Raw genomic sequence first — 15,791 nt, 5'->3', positions numbered from 1 at the left:
CGTCGCCGCACGCAGCGCATCACCTGCACACCCATCCCTTTCTCAATCTCCGCTTGTCTGCACCGGCCAATCGAACGGCGTGTACGGCAACGCGCGCTTGTGACGCGTGACGTCGTAAAAGCGCAAGATGGTCGCGCGCGCTGCATCGCTCACGGGTTTGCGCTCCAGAAAGTCGTCGATAGCGTCGTACGGAATGCCATAGGCATCCTCATCGGGTCGTTGCGGACGCAACATTTCGAGGTCGGCGGTCGGCACCTTGTGCGCTAATGCTTCCGGTGCGCCCAGCGCTTTGGACACGGCGCGCACGCGACGCTTGTTGAGCCCGGTGAGCGGCAACACGTCGGCGCCGCCGTCGCCGAACTTCGTGAAGAAGCCCATCAGCGATTCAGCCGCGTGATCCGTGCCGATGACCACACCAGCCCGCGCACTGGCCACCGCGTACTGCGCAATCATGCGCTGCCGCGCCTTGATATTGCCGTGCACGAAGTCCTGTTGCGATTCATCCTTGTATAGCACGCCGCCATGATCCAGCGCGGCGAGCATGGCGTCAGCCGCGGGTTTGATATCGATATTGAGGTTTTCGTCCGCGCGAATAAAACGTAATGCCTGTTGCGCGTCGGCTTCGTCTTTCTGTTCACCGTAAGGCAGACGTATAGCGACGAAGTGCGCTTCGTAATGTTCGGCGCGCAACCGTTCGACCGCGAGTTGCGCGAGCCGCCCCGCGGTTGTCGAGTCGACGCCGCCGCTGATCCCGAGCACATACGTTTTCAGGCCGCTGCTCCGCAGATAATTCGCGAGAAAAGCAAGCCGGCGTTCGATTTCATATTCAGCATCGAACTCGGCGCTGATGTGCATTTCTTCAGAGATGCTTGCCTGGCGTGCGACTGGATCGTGTTGCGTCATGATTCCTCTTTGCTCCCTGCGCGCTCGCGCAAATGTCGAACCGTTACCGGCCCGGGTTCAATTCACCTTCGCACCGCTTTGAATCTGCTGCATCGATCGGCCAAGATGTCCAGTTATTACAGCGGTATCAAAGAGTCGTCGAATCTTCATCGACAGATCGCAATGTGCTTAGTAACATCCTCGTTCCGAGAGCGCCGCATGAGCCGGCGAGCAGTCAATAATAATCAGGTTTGCTCAAACACGCGATGAACCACACCAACCGGCCTGGCCAGCCTGTAGTTGACCGTCTGACTTTCGCGTCGGGGAATCGTCCGCGCGACGTGTCGTGTATGTCGTATCGACTTTCCGTGCGGAGCGTCGTGCGCGCGTTGCCTTCTTTTCGCCGTTTGGCACGTGCGTTGAGCGCCGCGTTTTGCATGGTGTCGTGCGGCGCGGCGATCGCAGCTTCGGCGCCCGTGGCGGCATCGGCGCCGACGCCGGCGAATCATCCGGTGGCCGCCGTCAATGCGTCCGCTGTCGCGGTACCCGATGCCGCCGGCGTGGTCGATCCGCGTCGCGCGTTCGTGCTGCGGGACGTGTTCGCGCAGAACGTCACGCGCACGCTGAAAGTGCCGGCCGCGGATCAGCGAGCCTATGCCAATCGGCTGCAAGCCGCGCTCGGCGCGCACATACTCGGCGATCTGTCGGGCGAGTATGTCGTGCTGGTCGATCGCAATGCCAATGTGCAGGCGCTGTTCATCTATTTTCGCGCCGCGCCGGCCGACACCTGGCAGATGATTGGCGCGTCGCCGGTTTCGACGGGGCAGCCGGGCGAGTACGACCACTTCATCACGCCGCTCGGCGTATTCGAGCATACGCCGGCCAACATGGATTTCCGTTCGGAAGGCACGCAGAACGAAAACCATATTCGCGGCTACGGCAAGCGTGACATGCGGATCTTCGACCTCGGCTGGGCCGAGGGCGAGCGCGGCTGGGGCAAGGGCGGCATGTCGCAGATGCGTTTCCAGATGCACGCCACCGACCCCGACCACCTCGAATCGCTGCTCGGCATTCGTCATTCGAAGGGTTGCGTGCGCATTGCCGCATCGCTCAATTCGTTTATCGATCACTATGGCATTCTCGACGCCGAGTATGTCGCGCTCGTCGAGTCGGGTAAATCGCTGTGGGTGATGAAAAGCGATCGACAGGTGACGCCGTGGGCTGGGCGTTACATCGCCGTGGTGGATTCGGCGCGCAAGAGCCGGCCGGCGTGGGCGCCCGCGCCGGGCAGCAAGGCGCGCGCCAAAGTGCCGGCCGGGGCGGACACGGCGGATTGATTCGCGGCGGCGCTCGTCGCGACTGCGCCGCGCACCGAGACGACGCCGCTCGTCATGAGCACGTCACTCACCACGCCCACGCCGCCCATCACGACCGCGTCAGCAACACCCCCACCAACGCAACGGCAAACCCCGCGATCTGCAGCGGCAGCAGCGTCTCGCCGAAGCCGACATAGCCTTCGAGCGCGGCGAGCGGCGGAGCGAGAAACATCAGCGCAGTCGCGCGCGCAGCGTCGCCGCGTCTGACCATCCACACCAGCAACGTCACGCTGATGCCGGAGAGCATCACGATCCCCCACGCGAGCGATCCCCACAGCGTGGCGGACGCAATCCAGCGATGTTCACCGAGCGCGAGCGCAAGCACGGCCGCGACGAGCGCGGCGCCGAAGTTCTGCACCGCGCTCGCGCTGCGAATATCGGCCCTGGCCAGCGAAGTCTTCTGGAACAACGTGCCCGCCGTGATCGCGCCGATCGCGGCGATCGAGATCAGCACGACCAGCCATGCGGGCGCGCTGCCGTGCGGCGTCGGCGCCGTGGCCGCCGTCAGCTTCGGTTCGAGCACCAGCACGACGCCGGCGAGGCCGAGCGCCATGCCAGTCCAGCCGCGCCGCGACAACCGCTCGCCGAAGAGCGGCGCCGCGACGGCGGCCGTCGCGAGCGGTTGCAGCGCGCCGAGCAAAGCCATCACGCCGGCGCTCAAGCCTTGCGCGACGGCCCAGTAACCCGCGCCGAGATAGACGCCTTGCAGGAGCGCGCCCGCCACCAGATGTTTGCCGAGGTCGCGCCCACTCGGCCAGGTGGCGCGTGCAAACAGCGCGGCCAGCGCGAATATCAGCGCCGTGCCGCCGAAGCGCGCGAGCAGGAAGAGGTTGGGATCCGCGTACGGTGTGATCGCGCGGGCGACCACGAAACCGGTCGACCACAACACGACGAAAACAGCGGCGATAAAGGAAGCGAGCATCGGAAAGCGCTACGAGAAAAGCCGCCATCTTGTCGGGAGACGCAACGCGCGTCTTGTTCGAAGCTGCAATCGGCCAAAACGCGTCGGCAAAGTGTGGTTTGAACCGCGAACCGACGCAAATCACCACATCAGCAGCACCGTCCCCGCGCCGAGCACGCCGCCACACACCGCGCACGCCCACAGCAGCACACGCGTGCGCCGGTATTCGCGGCCAATCTCCGCCATCAGTTGCGCACTCTGCTGCGGCGTGCGCGCGCGATCATGCTCGTGTTGCAGATATCGAACCGCCAGTTGCGGCACACGCGGCAGCATATGCGCGAGATGCGGCAACTCGCGTCCAATCCGTTTGAGCCAGCCGCGGTGATCGATATCGCGCCGGGCGATATCCGCCAGCACGCCGCGGGTGATATTCCACGTGTCGACGCCGGGATGCAGCGCGCGCGCCAGCATTTCCGCTTGATGAAATGAGCGCTGCGCCGTCGCGAGCCGCCCGGGCACCGCGCCCTCGAACGGATGTACCGCATGCAGCAGATGATGAAACAGCGAACCCGCCGAACGGTCTTCCGGCTCGGCCGCGAAATGCGCCTCCGCGCGGGTGCGCAACTCGGCTTCGAGCATCTCGGCGCGCGTGTCGTGCGGCACGTGTCCGGCGTCGCGATGCATTTCGGCGAGCCGCCCGTAGTCCTGGTCGAACAGCGCGGTCGCGCCGTGCACGAAGAACTCGCGCTCGCCGGTCGAGAGACTCGACATGATTGAAAATTCCGCCAGCACGAGGCGCCCCAGCGTGTCCGGTTCGATGCTCACGCGCACGCGGCGGGCGTCGAGCGTGGCGTGAAAGAAGCCGTGCTCGAACGCCTGCTCGGTCACCACTTCGACGATATGGGTGGCGAGCGGCGCGAGCTTGATGTGATGCGCGTGCAAGCCGGGTAGATCGCTCGCCGGCAAGGTGCTGACGCGTTGCATGGTCAGCGTGTAGGCGGTGCAGAGATCCCAGATCACGTCCGGCACGACGATGCGCTTGTCGCCGTCGAAATGATGGCCGGTCTGGCTGAGATTGGCGGCTTCGGCGCGCAGATCGAAGCGGCGCAGGATGTCGTCCGTGAAGGTCTGCGCCAGCGTGCGCAATTGCAGGCGGCGCGCGGTGCCGGAGAACTTCTCCAGCCAGCGCGCGACCCAGCGCAACAGCGCGAGTTCGTCGCCGATCTGTTGCAACTGGTCGGCGCGCACCAGTTTGATCGCCACTTCGTGATGGCCGTTCACTGGCGCGAGCAGCCGCGCGAGATGCGTCTGTTCGGCGAAGCCGCCGCGCACCGGCACCAGATCCACCGCGCTGAACAGCGCGGCGAGCGGCTTGCCGAAAGCGCGCGCGAGCGCCTGTTCGGACTCCTGCGGCGGCAGCGGGGCTTCCATGTGATCGATCGCGTCGATGGCGTCGTGCAAGGTGCCGGTCGCGAGTTCGGGCCGTTCGGCCAGCGTTTGCGCGAACCGGCTCGCCAATGGCCCGAGCGCCGGCAGCACGCCGTTCAGGCTCTGACCGCTGCTTCCGGCGGCGTGCAAGCGGCCGATCAGCTCGATCGTCCAGTGCAGTTTGTGGTCTGCCGGCGCGGCAAGCCAGATCAGGCGCGCGCCGTAACGCAGCGCGTGGAACAGCAACAGTAGGCGGCGAAACAGTGGCGGCATCGGCAGTTCGGTTGACGGGCCATGCGGCGTCCACATCTATCGAAGGGCATTCGCGCACGGCCAGGGCGTTCAGGTTAGCAGGTAAGGGCGTCGAGGGGAGCATCGCCGCGCGACGCGTAATACAATACGCCGGCCTTCTCCAACCGTGGCGAAACTTAAGCGTGCCGGCTTCCGGCCTTTCATCGATGCTCGCAGAACAACGTCACCAATACATCCTGGCGCAAGTCGCCAAAACCGGCGCGCTCTCGGTCGCGGAGCTGGTGCGCGAACTGAACGTGTCGCGCGAGACCATTCGCCGTGACCTGAACGCGCTGGCCGGGCGCGGCCTGCTGGTCACGACTCACGGCGGCGCGCTGTCGAGCGATCGGCGCGAGCCCGACCTCGATACACGCGAAGCCGCGAATGCCGGCGCGAAGCGCGCCATCGGCGAACGCGCGGCGGAGTTCGTGCCGGACGGCGCGTCCCTGATCATCGATTCGGGCAGCACCACGCAGGCGGTGGCGCGGGCGTTGCTCGACCGGCATCGTTTGTCCGTGTACACGAACGACTGGCGGATCGCGCTGCTGCTCGGCCGCCGCAACGACAACCGCATCACGCTGCTGGGCGGCGAGCTGTCCGACATCGAAGACGCCACCTTCGGACTCGATACCGTCCATCAACTGACGCAGTATCACGCGGACTTCGCCTTCATCGGCGCGGGCGGGATTTCGCCGGACGGCTATCTGACCGACTACAGCCGCATGGCCGCCGAGGTGCGTAGCCGCATGATCGCCGCGGCGGACATGGTGGTGGTCGTCGCCGATCATTCGAAGTTCGGCCGCGTGACGCCGGTGCGCATCAACGGTATCGAGTCGGCGCGTTATCTGGTGACCGAGCTGGCTCCCGAGCGCACGCTCGGCAAGGCCATCACGGCGCATGGCCCGGAAATCCTGATCGCCTGAGCGCGCCACGGCTTGCCCAACTATTGCACCCGGATGCCGAGCCGCTCGAGCGTGCGGCCGATCGCGGCCACCGCGTCGTGAAGTTCGTTCGCGTCGAGCGCGCCGATGCAACCCACGCGGAACGTTTCCACTTGCGTCAGCTTGCCCGGATACAGGACGTAGCCGGCCTCGCGCACGGCGGCATAGAACGCCGCGAATTGCCACGCCGGGTCGCGCGGCGCGTGGAAGGTGACGATCACCGGGGCCTGCACCTCCGGCTTCAGAAACGGCTCGAAGCCGAGCGCTTTCATCCCGTGGACCAACGCCGCGCAGTTGCGTGCGTACCGCGCGCCGCGCGCCGGCTGGCCGCCTTCGGCGCTGAACTGGTCGAGCGCCTCGCGCAGCGCGGCCACCACATGGGTCGGCGGCGTGAAGCGCCACTGCGTCGTCTTCTGCATATAGACGTACTGGTCGTGCAGATCCAGTGCGAGCGAGGGCGACCGGCCTTCGCTGTCCTCCAGTACGCTGCGCCGCACAATCACGAAGCCCATGCCGGGCACGCCTTCGAGGCACTTGCCGCTCGCCGAGATCAGCGCGTCGATGCCGCCGTGGCGCAGGTCGATCGGCAAGGCGCCGAACGAACTCATGGCGTCGACGATCAGGCTCTTGCCGTGCCGCTGACATACCGCGGCGATATCGTCGAGCGGATTGAGCAGGCCGGCGCTCGTTTCCAGATGTACTTGCGCGACGTGGCTGATGCGCGAATGGATATTGAAGGCGTCTTCGATGGCGGCGGCGCCGACCGGTTCGTCCTCGCGCAACGCCAATTCGATGTAGGCGATGCCCATTCGCTGCAATATTTTGATCAGCCGGGCACAATACGCGCCGTTGTTCGGAACCAGCACACAGCCTTGGCGCGGCACCAGCGTGCCAAGGGTCGCTTCGACGGCGAACGTTCCACTGCCTTGAAGCGGTACGCATACATAGTCATTTTCGCCATGTACGATCTTCAGGAGGTCGGCGCACACGCTGTGGGTCATGCGGTTGAACGCGGCGTCCCACGAACCCCAGTCGTGCAGCATGGCTTCGCGCGTCCGGGGTGAGGTGGTGAGCGGTCCCGGGGTCAACAGGATTGGGTCGTTTCCAAGGATCACACGAGAGATCACATCGGCCTCCATCATCATCTGAACGAACGCCGCCCAGGCCGGGCGACGGCAGGATTGATTTGGATATTATTGGCGAATTGTGTCAATTTTTGGAATTCGGCAGAATCGTCATGGCGTTGTCATGGAAACCTGTGATCCTTGCCGTGCCCATTCAGGCATGGCCGGCGGCGCGAGTGTCGTAGCGGGGCTGTGAGTCAGGCTGGAAAGAGGCGACAAGAGGGCAGCAAAGTTGTTGGCAATCTGCAATCCGCATGAATCTGCACGACGGCTTGATGCGGGCATCACGCAAGCGGCGCGGCGCTACCGCCGTTCAATCACAACAGGTATCGGGATCTCCCGACCGTCTGGTTTTTTGCCTTTCGGAGAAAGCGACATGACAAAGACGAATTCCCTTCACGCCACGGCCGGCCTCGCACGCAAACTGCTGCCGGCGCTGGTCGCCGCGGCAGCATTCGGCGCTACGGCCATGCAGGCGCACGCAGCCGACGCCGTGGTGCTGTACACCGCCGACGGCCTCGAGAACCTCTACAAGGATGTGCTGCCGGCCTTCGAAAAGAAGGAAGGCGTGAAGGTCAACATCGTCACGGCGGGTAGCGGCGAAGTGGTAAACCGCGCGACCATCGAAAAAGATCAGCCGAAGGCCGACGTGCTTGTCACGCTGCCGCCGTTCATCCAGCAAGCCGACCAGAGCGGCCTGCTGCAGGCTTATCAGAGCGCCAATTACAAGAACGTGCCGGCGATCGCCAAGGCGTCGAACGGTGCATGGGCGACCTTCGTGAACAACTACTTCTCGTTCGCGATCAACCCGGAAGTTACGAAGACCCAGCCGAAGACCTTCGCCGACCTGCTGCATCCGGACTTCAGCGGCAAGATCGCCTACTCGAACCCGGCCACGGCGGGCGACGGCATGGCGGTGATCATCCTGACCTCGTCGCTGATGGGCGAAGACAAGGCGTTCGACTATCTGAAGAAGCTCGAAAACAGCGCCAAGTTCCACACCAAGGGCACGGGCTACCTCGACGTGCTGCTCTCGCGTAACGAAATCGCGGTCGCCAACGGTGACCTGCAAATGGATCTGGACGACGCGGCCAACGGCGGCCTGTCGCTCAAGCCGATTTTCCTCGCGCACGAAGGCGGCCAGCCGACCACGTTCCAGTTGCCGTACGCGATCGGCCTGATCAAGAACGGTCCGAACCAGGCGGAAGGCAAGAAGCTGATCGACTACCTGATGTCGAAGGAAGTGCAGGCGAAAGTGCCGGACATCTTCGGTATTCCGGGCCGCACGGACGTGCCGCTCGCCGGCAAGAACGGCGAAGCGGTCAAGCAGGCTATCGCGGGCGTCAAGCTGATTCCGGTGGACTGGAATCAGGTGATGGCGAAGAAGGCCGACTGGACGGCGCGCTGGAAGAACGACGTGATCGGTTCGTCGGGCAAGCAGATCGAAGTGGTCAAGCCGAAGTAAGCCGTCGTTCGTCGCGTCATCGACGTCGCCCAGTCACGTAACCGGGTGACGTCGCAGAATCAGGCGGCGCCTGCGGGACTCCCCGAGGCGCCGCGTCAGCATTAATCCAGTTGGAGGATGAACCCGGTGAATACCGCCAGTCTTGCTCAACCAGGCGCGCTCGGCGCCGCACCGGACGCGCTCGATGCCGTGCGTTCGACTACGCCGGGCGGCGTGCAGATCGATCATCTGACGGTGCGCTTCGGTTCGCGCACGGTGCTCGACGATCTGTCGTTGACCATCCAGCGCGGCGAATTGCTCACCGTGCTCGGCCGCAGCGGTTGCGGCAAGACGACGTTGTTGCGTTTCATCGCCGGGTTTATCGAAGCGGACGGACTGGCCGGCACGCTGACCGTGGCCGGTCACGACCTCACGCATGTGCCGCCGCATAAGCGCAATCTCGGGCTGCTGTTTCAGAGCTATGCGCTGTTTCCCCATCTATCGGTGTTCGAGAACGTGGCCTTCGGGTTGCGCGCGCGCCGCACGCCGTCCAAAGATGTCGCGCGCCGTGTCGCCGACGCGCTGAAGCTGGTGCAACTCGGCGATGCCGGGCATGTGATGCCCGCGCAGTTGTCGGGCGGCATGCAGCAGCGTGTGGCGCTCGCGCGCGCGCTCGTGATCGAGCCCGATGTGCTGCTGCTCGACGAACCGCTTTCCGCACTCGACGCCAATCTGCGCGCGTCGGTGCGTTCCGAACTCAAGGCGCTGCATGAGCGCCTGCCGAATCTGACGATCGTCTGCGTGACGCACGATCAGGACGACGCGCTGGTGTTGTCCGACCGCACGCTGCTGATGCGCGAAGGCCGCATCGCCCAACTCGGCACGCCGCAGCAGTTGTACGACACGCCGGCCGACGGCTTCGTCGCGCGTTATCTGGGCGCGGCCAATCTGCTGCCGCCGCAGGTCGCCTTCAGCATGAGCGATACACGCTACAACGAGCGCGATCGCGTGGCCTGTCTGCGTCCGGAGGCGCTGCGTATCGTGCCGCTCGGCGAGGGGCAGTTGCACGGCGCGATCACCTCGGTCGAATGGTATGGCGCGGTGTTGTCGGTCTCCGTCTTACTGGACGCGATGCCCAACGAGCCGGTGCTCGTCACCATGCAGCGCGGCCACGGCATGATGCCGGAGAAGGGCGCGCGTATTTCCTTGCGTTACGAGGCTGACGATGTCGTCCTTATCAACCCCTGATACGCCCACTTCGCTCGGCACAGCCGCCGCCGACGCCCGCCGCAGCGCCAGCGCCGCCTCGCATACGGCCGCGGTGAAGCGCCGCGAACGCGCCGCGCAATGGCATCTGCTGTTCATTGCCGTGGTCGTGCTCGGGCCGCTGGTCGTCTATCCGCTCGTGCGTCTCGTGCTGCTGAGTCTGACCGGACCGCACGGCTTGAGCCTGCACGCTTACTCGGCGTTCTTCGGCAATCCGGAAACGAGCGGCGTGATCGGCACGACGCTGTGGATCCTGTTTGCCAGCGCCGGGCTCGCGTCACTGCTCGGCGTCGCGCTGGCGTCGATCCTGTTCTTCAAGCCGTTTCCCGGCGCGCGGATGATCACGCGGTTTCTCGAACTGTTCGTGGCGTTCCCGTCGTTTCTGGTCGCGTTCACGCTGATCTTTCTGTACGGCTCGCAAGGCTCTGTCAGTATCGGCTTGCAGCGGCTCTTTCATCTGCAGGCGCCGCCGCTCGATTTCCTGTTCGGCGTGGGCGGCGTGATTCTCGCGGAAGTGGTGTTCTACGCGCCGTTCGTCGTGCGTCCTACGCTGGCTTCGTTCGCCACGCTCGACATGCGGCTGATCGAAGCCGCCCGCAGTCTCGGCGCGAGTGGCTGGATGGTCGCGTTCAAGGTGATTCTGCCGCTCGCGTGGCCGGGCATCGCCGCCGGCACGATCCTGTGCTTTCTGCTGACGCTCAACGAGTTCGGCATTCTGCTCGTGCTCGGCAGCGCGCATCTGATCACGCTGCCGGTGGCGATCTACAGTTCCGCCACCGTCGATCTCGATCTGCCGACCGCCGCCGCCGGCGCGGTCGTGATGCTGATCATGTCGTTGTCGCTGTACGCGTTGTACCGCCAGGTCAACCGTCGCAAGGTGAAAGGAGCGGGCCATGGCCGTTGAACTCGACCCGACCGTTTTGCCGGTCATGCACAAGAAAGCGCGCCCGGTGCGCCGCAGTTTGATGGTGCGCATGCTCGGCGGCGCGTTTCTGGGTTTTTCCGCCTTGCTGTGCTTCTGGCTGTTCGTGTTGCCGGTGCTGGTCGTCGCGCTCTCGAGCGTGGCCGCGCACTGGTCCGGCACGATCCTGCCCGACGGCTTCAGCATGCGCTGGTTCGAGCGTCTCGGTTCGAGCGACTTCGACGCGCTCACGACCAGCCTTGAAATCGGCATGAGTGTCGCGGTGCTCGGCACGATTCTCGGCCTATGGCTCGCGCTGGCGCTGGAAGGCCGCGACCGTCGTGGACTCGGCGCCATCGTCGATACCATCGCGATGATGCCCAATGGCGTGCCGAGCGTCGTGTTGGGGCTAGCGGTGCTGATCGCGTATCACAAGCGGCCGTTCGATCTGTCGAGCTCCGCCGCGATCGTCGTGTTCGTGCAGTTGGCGCTGGTGCTGCCGTTCTGCTACCGATGCGCCGCCGCGGCGTTGCGCCCCGAGCTGACGATTCTGCGCGAAGCGGCGGCGAGTCTCGGTGCGCCGCCTTCGATGGTGCTGCGCCGCGTCGTGTTGCCGCAACTGGTGCCGGCGATCCGCGCGAGTCTCGCGCTGGGCTTCGCGCTTTCGCTCGGCGAACTCGGCGCCACGCTGACCGTGTATCCGCCGGGATTCGCGACGGTGCCGATCGTGGTGGTCGGTCAGGTGGAGCGCGGGTATTACCTGCCGGCCTCCGCGCTGTCGCTGATTCTCCTGCTGGTCTCGCTCGCTGCGCTGCTGCTGATCGCGGCGCGCGTCCCGCGCCGTCGGGCGGACTGACGCGCGACCTCCAATGCGTGTGTTTGTGTGCCTTGACGGCGCGCAACACATGCACATATCGATGTGGCGAAATTTGTCAAAATGACCGAATATGTGCAAAATGCTGCTGTCGATCCGATCGAGGTTGTGCGCAGGCATTCGCTGACGGCGCTGGTTCGCGACGAAATCGAACGGCACATCATCGAGGGGGCGCTCGCGCCGGGCGACAAGCTCAACGAAGCCGACTGGGCCACGCGTCTGCAGGTGTCGCGCGGTCCGGTGCGCGAGGCGTTTCGCGCACTGGAGCAGGCCGGACTCGTGCGTACCGAGAAGAACCGCGGCGTGTTCGTGCGGACGGTGTCGCTGGCGGAAGCGGATGAGATCTACGCGGTGCGCGCGGTGCTCGAAGAGGCGGCGTGCCGGATGCTGGCGGTGAGTATCGATGCTCGCAAGCTCGCGGCGTTGCGCGGCTGGCTCGATGCGATGCGCGCGGCGCTCGACGCCCAGGATCACGATGCCTACGCATGCGCGAACGTGGCGTTTCACGATGCGCTGGTGGCGGCATCGGGGAATTCGAAGCTGTATGAGACGTACCGACGGCTGGTGTGTGAGTTGAGCCTGTTTCGACGTGCCGCGCTGGTGGTGCATGCCGATGCGATGGAGCGCTCGCTCGCCGAACATCGCGCGATCCTGAAGGCGCTGGCTTCGCGCGACGCCGAACATGCCGCCGCGCTCATGCATGCGCACGTGAACGGCGGCTTGCAGCGCGCCCACGCGGCGTGCGAAGCGGCGGGGCCGTTGAGCGTGGTGCGGATGCCGGCGGCATCGGACGATTGAGATAGTTGCAACTGACTGACTACAACGCGCGTGCCCGGCACGCATGGAAGGTAACGATGGCAAACACCAGCGAACGTACGATCGAAGTCAACGGCCGCAGCTACCGGCTACCCTCGCAACCGACGGTGGTGGTGTGCGTCGACGGCTGCGAATTCGATTATCTCGAAGCCGCGGTCGCGGCGGGCGTCGCGCCGTTCATCGGCAAGATGCTCAAGGGCGGCAGCGCCTTCAAGGGCGACTGCGTGATCCCGTCGTTCACCAACCCGAACAATTTGTCGATCGTGTGCGGCGTGCCACCTTCGGTGCATGGCATCTGCGGCAATTACTTCTGGGACCCGGACGCGAACGGCGGCGAGGGCGCGGAAGTGATGATGAACGACCCCGCTTATCTGCGCGCGGGCACCTTGCTCGCCGCTGCTGCCGACGCCGGCGCGGCGGTCGCCGTGGTCACCGCGAAAGACAAGTTGCGCCGGCTGCTCGGCTGGCAGCTGAAGGGCATCTGCTTCTCGGCGGAGAAAGCCGACAAGGTCACGCTCGAGGAAAACGGCATCGGCGAAGTGCTCGATCTGGTCGGCTTGCCGGTGCCCGATGTGTATAGCGCCGGGCTGTCCGAATTCGTGTTCGCCGCCGGCGTGCGGCTCGCGCAAACGCGCCAGCTCGACCTGATGTATCTGTCGACGACCGATTACATCCAGCACAAATGGGCGCCGGGCACCGAGGGCGCGAACGCGTTCTACGCGATGATGGACGGCTACCTCGCGAAGCTCGACGCGCTCGGCTGGGTGATCGGCCTGACCGCCGATCACGGCATGAACGCCAAGCACGATCCGCAGACCGGCGAGCCGAATGTGATCTATCTGCAGGACGTGCTCGACGACTGGCTCGGCGCCGGCCGCGCGCGCGTCATTCTGCCGATCACGGATCCGTATGTGGTGCATCACGGCGCGCTCGGCTCGTTTGCGACCATCTATCTGCCGCGCGATGTCGGCGTCGCGCAGTTGATCGAGCGGATCGGCGGCTTGCAGGGGATCGCTACCGTGCTCGACAACGCGGCGGCGTGCGAACGTTTCGAGCTGCCGAACGACCGCGTTGGCGATATCGTCGTGGTCAGCACGAAGCATGTCGTGCTCGGCACGCGGCGCGCTGACCACGATCTGTCCGGGCTGACCGTGCCGCTGCGCTCGCATGGCGGGATTTCCGAGCAGGAAGTGCCGCTGCTGTTCAACCGGCGTGTCGAAGCGTTGCCGTCCAGTGGTGGCGATGGCGGCAAGAGGCTGCGCAACTTCGATATCTTCGACATCGCCTTGAATCGCGTGTCGTCATCATGAACGCCGTGCTGCGGGACCATCCGGCTTTTCGGGCGGAAGCGCTGCGGCTCAAAGGCGAGCGCGTGACGCGCTCGCGCACGCTCGATGTGTTCGATCCTTATACGGGAACGCGCGTGGGGACGGTCCCGCTGGCAAGCGTCGACGACGTGCGCACCGCGTTCGACTACGCGGCGGCCTATGAGGCGAAGCTCACGCGTTACGAGCGCTCGCAGATTCTGGAGCGCGCGGCGGTGCTCATGCGCGAGCGGACCGAAGAGGCGTCGGATCTGATTTCGCTCGAGTCCGGGTTGTCGAAGCAGGACTCGCGTTATGAGATCGGCCGCGTGGCCGATGTGTTGAAGTTTGCATCGATCGAAGCGTTGCGCGACGACGGGCAGAGCTTCTCCTGCGATCTGACGCCGCATGGCAAGAAACGCCGCGTGTTTTCGCAGCGCGAGCCGCTGGCGGGCGTGATCGTCGCGATTACGCCGTTCAACCATCCAATGAACCAGGTCGCGCACAAGATCGCGCCTGCGATTGCGACTAACAATCGGGTGGTGCTGAAGCCATCGGAAAAAGTACCGCTGTCGGCGCTGTATCTCGCCGACGTTCTGTACGAAGCCGGCTTGCCCGCGCCGATGCTACAGGTGCTGACCGGCGATCCGCGCGAAATCGCCGATGAACTGATCACGCATCCGTTGGCGGAGCTCGTCACGTTCACGGGCGGTGTGGCGATCGGCAAATACATTGCGGGCAAAGCGGCGTACCGGCGCGTGGTGCTGGAACTGGGCGGCAACGATCCGCTGATCGTGCTCGACGACGCCGATCTCGAACGCGCGGCGACGCTCGCCGTGCAGGGTTCGTATAAGAACTCCGGACAGCGCTGCACGGCGGTCAAGCGGATGCTGGTGCAGAAAAGCGTGGCCGCGGACTTCACCGATCTGGTCGTCGAGAAGACGCGCGCCTGGTGTTTTGGCGATCCGTTCGATGCATCGAATCAGATGGGTACCGTGATCGACGTCGCCGCGGCGCAGCTTTTCGAAGCGCGCGTGAATGAGGCGGTGGCGAGTGGGGCGCGTTTGCGGATCGGCAACCAGCGCAAGGGCGCGCTGTATGCGCCGACGGTGCTGGACGGCGTCGATCCGTCGATGACGCTGGTGCGCGAGGAGACCTTCGGGCCGGTGTCGCCGATCATCACCTTCGACACAATCGACGACGCCATCCGCATCAGCAATGGCACGCCGTTCGGGTTGTCGTCGGGTGTGTGCACGAACCGGCAGGACGCGATCACGCGTTTCATCAACGAATTGCGCGTGGGGACGGTCAACGTGTGGGAAGTGCCCGGCTACCGGATCGAGTTGACGCCGTTCGGCGGCATCAAAGACTCCGGGCTTGGCTATAAGGAAGGCGTTCAGGAAGCCATGAAGAGCTTCACCAATCTGAAGACCTTTTCATTACCGTGGGAGTAAGAGCGTGGCATTGAGTGTGAAGGATATTCGTTCCCTGTTCGAGCAATTCGGCAAGCTGGCTTATAGCGGCGAGCCGGTGACGCAACTCGAACATGCGTTGCAGAGTGGCTTATTGGCGGAAGAGGCTGGCGCTGACGAGGAGTTGGTCACCGCGGCGTTTCTGCACGACCTCGGCCACTTGCTCAATTTGCAAGGCGAGACGCCGACGGAGCGGGGCATCGACGATCTGCATCAGTATTTCGCGCTGCCGTTCTTGCGGCCGGTTTTGTCGAACGCGGTATTGGAGCCGATCCGTTTGCACGTCGACGCTAAGCGCTGCCTGTGCGCGATCGACGACACGTATTTCGGCCAGCTTTCCGCCGATTCGGTGCGGAGTCTGGAATTGCAGGGTGGCATCTTCAGCAAAGAGGAGGCTGAGGCGTTCCTGCAGAAACCCTACGCAGAAGACGCATTGCGTCTGCGCAGGTGGGACGATCTCGCCAAGGAAGAGAACCGCGCGACGCCGGATCTCGATCACTATTTGGGTGTTGTCGAACGAGTGATGCTTAAGCACGCTGCTGTTTGATTGTGCTTTCGGGGCCGTTGACGGTAGCGCGGTTTTCGGTCCTTCTTGCACTTGTTGGTCTTGCGATTTTGTCGTCGTCCTTGCGCCGTTTTTGGCGCAATCCATGCCTATCAAAATAACGCTTGCAAGGCGGAGTGTGGCTCGCTAGAATCTCGCTCTTTCGTGCTTCGGACAACGGGGCACGGGAGGCGGGAGAGCCAGCAGTGGCAAGGCTTTCAGCGAAG

14 protein-coding genes are annotated in these 15,791 nt (G+C 64.5%); 10 read left to right on the top strand and 4 right to left on the bottom strand.

The annotated features are described in order from the left end of the window. Positions 1 to 42 precede the first annotated feature (42 nt). Complete coding sequence (gene nadE / locus HF916_RS22010) at positions 43 to 903, bottom strand: ammonia-dependent NAD(+) synthetase (RefSeq protein ID WP_168790922.1); 861 nt, start codon at positions 901 to 903, stop codon at positions 43 to 45. Between the two features lie 329 nt (positions 904 to 1,232). On the opposite strand from nadE, the gene HF916_RS22005 reads away from it, so the two are divergent. Beyond that, the gene (locus tag HF916_RS22005) at positions 1,233 to 2,219 is read left to right on the top strand and encodes a L,D-transpeptidase (RefSeq protein ID WP_240975462.1); all 987 of its coding nucleotides are present in this window, start codon (positions 1,233 to 1,235) and stop codon (positions 2,217 to 2,219) included. A gap of 88 nt (positions 2,220 to 2,307) precedes the next feature. On the opposite strand, the gene HF916_RS22000 is transcribed toward HF916_RS22005, so the two are convergent. Beyond that, positions 2,308 to 3,180: a DMT family transporter gene (locus tag HF916_RS22000; RefSeq protein WP_168790920.1), complete on the bottom strand. Its 873-nt coding sequence runs from the start codon at positions 3,178 to 3,180 to the stop codon at positions 2,308 to 2,310. Between the two features lie 120 nt (positions 3,181 to 3,300). Further along, positions 3,301 to 4,860, bottom strand: a complete 1,560-nt coding sequence (locus HF916_RS21995) for an ABC1 kinase family protein (protein WP_168790919.1) — start codon at positions 4,858 to 4,860, stop codon at positions 3,301 to 3,303. 185 nt (positions 4,861 to 5,045) lie between these two features. Here HF916_RS21995 and HF916_RS21990 point away from each other — a divergent pair, with 185 nt between their 5' ends. Beyond that, on the top strand, positions 5,046 to 5,801 hold the full coding sequence (locus HF916_RS21990) for a DeoR/GlpR family DNA-binding transcription regulator (RefSeq protein ID WP_106286413.1): 756 nt from the start codon (positions 5,046 to 5,048) through the stop codon (positions 5,799 to 5,801). Between the two features lie 20 nt (positions 5,802 to 5,821). On the opposite strand, the gene HF916_RS21985 is transcribed toward HF916_RS21990, so the two are convergent. Then, a complete protein-coding gene (locus tag HF916_RS21985; RefSeq protein WP_431311408.1) occupies positions 5,822 to 6,964 on the bottom strand; it encodes a 2-aminoethylphosphonate--pyruvate transaminase in 1,143 nt (380 codons plus the stop codon). Between the two features lie 355 nt (positions 6,965 to 7,319). Here HF916_RS21985 and phnS point away from each other — a divergent pair, with 355 nt between their 5' ends. From phnS to HF916_RS21945, 8 genes are all read left to right on the top strand, one after another. Further along, positions 7,320 to 8,408, top strand: a complete 1,089-nt coding sequence (gene phnS, locus HF916_RS21980; protein ID WP_168790918.1) for a 2-aminoethylphosphonate ABC transporter substrate-binding protein — start codon at positions 7,320 to 7,322, stop codon at positions 8,406 to 8,408. 126 nt (positions 8,409 to 8,534) lie between these two features. After that, positions 8,535 to 9,635 carry a 2-aminoethylphosphonate ABC transport system ATP-binding subunit PhnT gene (phnT, locus tag HF916_RS21975; protein WP_168790917.1) on the top strand — a complete coding sequence of 367 codons (1,101 nt, stop codon included), beginning with the start codon at positions 8,535 to 8,537 and terminating at the stop codon, positions 9,633 to 9,635. Continuing rightward, positions 9,613 to 10,557, top strand: a complete 945-nt coding sequence (locus tag HF916_RS21970) for a 2-aminoethylphosphonate ABC transporter permease subunit (RefSeq protein WP_168790916.1) — start codon at positions 9,613 to 9,615, stop codon at positions 10,555 to 10,557. Before phnT ends, HF916_RS21970 begins: the two co-directional genes overlap by 23 nt. Beyond that, complete coding sequence (gene phnV / locus HF916_RS21965; protein ID WP_168790915.1) at positions 10,547 to 11,410, top strand: 2-aminoethylphosphonate ABC transport system, membrane component PhnV; 864 nt, start codon at positions 10,547 to 10,549, stop codon at positions 11,408 to 11,410. The genes HF916_RS21970 and phnV overlap by 11 nt, the downstream gene beginning before the upstream one ends. Positions 11,411 to 11,491: 81 nt before the next feature. After that, complete coding sequence (locus tag HF916_RS21960; RefSeq protein WP_168790914.1) at positions 11,492 to 12,226, top strand: phosphonate utilization associated transcriptional regulator; 735 nt, start codon at positions 11,492 to 11,494, stop codon at positions 12,224 to 12,226. 56 nt (positions 12,227 to 12,282) lie between these two features. Beyond that, the gene (gene phnA / locus HF916_RS21955) at positions 12,283 to 13,554 is read left to right on the top strand and encodes a phosphonoacetate hydrolase (protein WP_168790913.1); all 1,272 of its coding nucleotides are present in this window, start codon (positions 12,283 to 12,285) and stop codon (positions 13,552 to 13,554) included. Then, positions 13,551 to 15,002: a phosphonoacetaldehyde dehydrogenase gene (gene phnY, locus HF916_RS21950; RefSeq protein WP_168790912.1), complete on the top strand. Its 1,452-nt coding sequence runs from the start codon at positions 13,551 to 13,553 to the stop codon at positions 15,000 to 15,002. Before phnA ends, phnY begins: the two co-directional genes overlap by 4 nt. Positions 15,003 to 15,006: 4 nt before the next feature. Beyond that, positions 15,007 to 15,567: a phosphonate degradation HD-domain oxygenase gene (locus HF916_RS21945; protein WP_168790911.1), complete on the top strand. Its 561-nt coding sequence runs from the start codon at positions 15,007 to 15,009 to the stop codon at positions 15,565 to 15,567. The last annotated feature ends 224 nt before the right edge of the window (positions 15,568 to 15,791 follow it).

The sequence above is a fragment of the Paraburkholderia aromaticivorans genome, assembly GCF_012689525.1.
Classification (GTDB): domain Bacteria; phylum Pseudomonadota; class Gammaproteobacteria; order Burkholderiales; family Burkholderiaceae; genus Paraburkholderia; species Paraburkholderia aromaticivorans_A.
This window is presented reverse-complemented; position numbering and strand designations above follow the sequence as displayed.

Bases quoted from the DNA above. Each gene is read 5' to 3' on its own strand.
- nadE (WP_168790922.1), bottom strand. From the start codon at position 903: ATGACGCAACACGATCCAGTCGCACGCCAGGCAAGCATCTCTGAAGAA.
- HF916_RS22005 (WP_240975462.1), top strand. From the start codon at position 1,233: ATGTCGTATCGACTTTCCGTGCGGAGCGTCGTGCGCGCGTTGCCTTCT.
- HF916_RS22000 (WP_168790920.1), bottom strand. From the start codon at position 3,180: ATGCTCGCTTCCTTTATCGCCGCTGTTTTCGTCGTGTTGTGGTCGACC.
- HF916_RS21995 (WP_168790919.1), bottom strand. From the start codon at position 4,860: ATGCCGCCACTGTTTCGCCGCCTACTGTTGCTGTTCCACGCGCTGCGT.
- HF916_RS21990 (WP_106286413.1), top strand. From the start codon at position 5,046: ATGCTCGCAGAACAACGTCACCAATACATCCTGGCGCAAGTCGCCAAA.
- HF916_RS21985 (WP_431311408.1), bottom strand. From the start codon at position 6,964: ATGATGATGGAGGCCGATGTGATCTCTCGTGTGATCCTTGGAAACGAC.
- phnS (WP_168790918.1), top strand. From the start codon at position 7,320: ATGACAAAGACGAATTCCCTTCACGCCACGGCCGGCCTCGCACGCAAA.
- HF916_RS21970 (WP_168790916.1), top strand. From the start codon at position 9,613: ATGTCGTCCTTATCAACCCCTGATACGCCCACTTCGCTCGGCACAGCC.
- phnV (WP_168790915.1), top strand. From the start codon at position 10,547: ATGGCCGTTGAACTCGACCCGACCGTTTTGCCGGTCATGCACAAGAAA.
- HF916_RS21960 (WP_168790914.1), top strand. From the start codon at position 11,492: ATGACCGAATATGTGCAAAATGCTGCTGTCGATCCGATCGAGGTTGTG.
- phnA (WP_168790913.1), top strand. From the start codon at position 12,283: ATGGCAAACACCAGCGAACGTACGATCGAAGTCAACGGCCGCAGCTAC.
- phnY (WP_168790912.1), top strand. From the start codon at position 13,551: ATGAACGCCGTGCTGCGGGACCATCCGGCTTTTCGGGCGGAAGCGCTG.